The organism is Streptomyces kebangsaanensis (assembly GCF_001906585.1).
Classification (GTDB): domain Bacteria; phylum Actinomycetota; class Actinomycetes; order Streptomycetales; family Streptomycetaceae; genus Streptomyces; species Streptomyces kebangsaanensis.
On sequence record NZ_JUJA01000033.1, the window covers coordinates 21,999 to 23,667 of the forward strand.

Consider the following 1,669-nt stretch of genomic DNA (forward strand, 5'->3'; position numbering starts at 1 on the left):
CCGCCGGTGACGACGACGGCGCGGGCGGGCGACGGCCGGTTCGCCGGTGGGTTCTGCGCCTGCCCGGCGGGGGTGTGTGTCCGGAGGGCGGTGCGGGGGCCGGTGGTGGGCGTGTCGGTGGTGACGACGGCGCGGGCGGGGGTCGGCCGGGGTCCGTGGGGTCAGGCGACGGCCGGTTCGCCGGTGAGTTCCACGCCTGCCTGGCGCAGCTCCTCCAGGGCCCGTTCCGTGGTGGCCGCGCTCACGCCGGCGGTGAGGTCGAGGAGGACCTGGGTGCGGAAGCCCTCCTTGACGGAGTCCAGGGCGGTGGCGCGGACGCAGTGGTCCGTGGCGATGCCGACCACGTCCACCTCGTCGATCTCGCGGGCCTTGAGCCAGTCGGCCAGGGACACGCCGTTCTCGTCCGTGCCCTCGAAGCCGCTGTAGGCCGCCGAGTAGGCGCCCTTGTCGAAGACGGCGTCGACCGCGCCGGAGGCGACGGCGGGGGCGAAGTTCGGGTGGAAGCCCACGCCCTCGGTGCCCGCGACGCAGTGCGCGGGCCAGGAGCGGACGTAGTCGGGGTCGTCGGCGAAGTGGCCGCCGGGCGCGATGTGGTGGTCGCGGGTGGCCACCACGTGCCGGTAGCCGGCGGGGGCCTGCCCGATCAGCTCGGTGATCGCGGCGGCGACGTCGGCGCCCCCGGCCACCGCGAGGCTGCCCCCCTCGCAGAAGTCGTTCTGCACATCAACGACGATCAAGGCGCGGCGCATGGTCGGTGTCCTTCGGGTATCGGGTCGGCGGCATGGGCATGTCGGGCGGCGCATGGGGCGGGGGCACTCGTTCTAGCTACCCGAGCCCCCGTGGACGTACTCCGTCGGAAGGACGGGTTCCCCCCGGGAGAGCTGCGTCGCGGACAGCGGCAGGTTGGCGCGGGCGGCCGCGTGCCGGTCCCGGGCCGCGTCCAGCGGTTCGCGGGCGACCACCTCGCCGCCCTTGACCAGCTCGACCAGCAGCTGCCGGTCGGCCAGCGCGTCCGGCACCGGCCCGGTGCCCACCACCTCGGCCTCCGCGACCCCCCTCGCGTCCAGCCGGCGCGCCGCCCACTTGCGGCCGCCGACGGAGGTCTTGCCGCCGGTGGACCTCTTCGCCACCGGCACCAGCGGCGCCCCCGGCTCGGCGCTCTCGGCACGGGCGACCAGCTTGTAGACCATGGAGGCCGTCGGATGGCCGGAGCCGGTCACCAGCTGGGTGCCGACCCCGTAGGCGTCCACCGGCGCGATCGCGAGCGAGGCGATGGCGTACTCGTCCAGGTCCGAGGTGACGATGATCTTCGTGTCCCGGGCCCCCAGCTCGTCCAGCTGCCGGCGCACCCGGTGCGCGACCAGCAGCAGGTCGCCGGAGTCGATGCGCACCGAGCCCAGCTCGGGTCCGGCGATCTCCACGGCCGTACGGACCGCCTCGGCCACGTCGTACGTGTCCACCAGCAGCGTCGTGTCCCGGCCGAGCGAATCGACCTGCGCCTGGAAGGCGTCCCGCTCGCTGTCGTGCAGCAGGGTGAAGGCGTGGGCGGAGGTGCCCACCGTCGGGATGTTGTAGCGGAAACCGGCGGCCAGGTCCGAGGTGGAGGTGAAGCCGCCGACGTAGGCGGCCCGCGCGGCGGCGACCGCGGCCAGCTCGTGGGTGCGGCGGG

1 protein-coding gene and 1 pseudogene are annotated in these 1,669 nt (G+C 75.0%); both read right to left on the reverse strand.

What is annotated here, in order from left to right; translation table 11 throughout:
• Positions 1 to 161: 161 nt before the first annotated feature.
• The gene (locus tag RH94_RS03360; RefSeq protein ID WP_073946165.1) at positions 162 to 749 is read right to left on the reverse strand and encodes an isochorismatase family protein; all 588 of its coding nucleotides are present in this window, start codon (positions 747 to 749) and stop codon (positions 162 to 164) included.
• Positions 750 to 821: 72 nt separating this feature from the next.
• Positions 822 to 1,669: pseudogene (locus RH94_RS42145) on the reverse strand (nicotinate phosphoribosyltransferase); the annotation flags it as partial.

Excerpts from the sequence above, each read along its gene's own strand:
- RH94_RS03360 (WP_073946165.1), bottom strand. The coding sequence starts at position 749 with ATGCGCCGCGCCTTGATCGTCGTTGATGTGCAGAACGACTTCTGCGAG.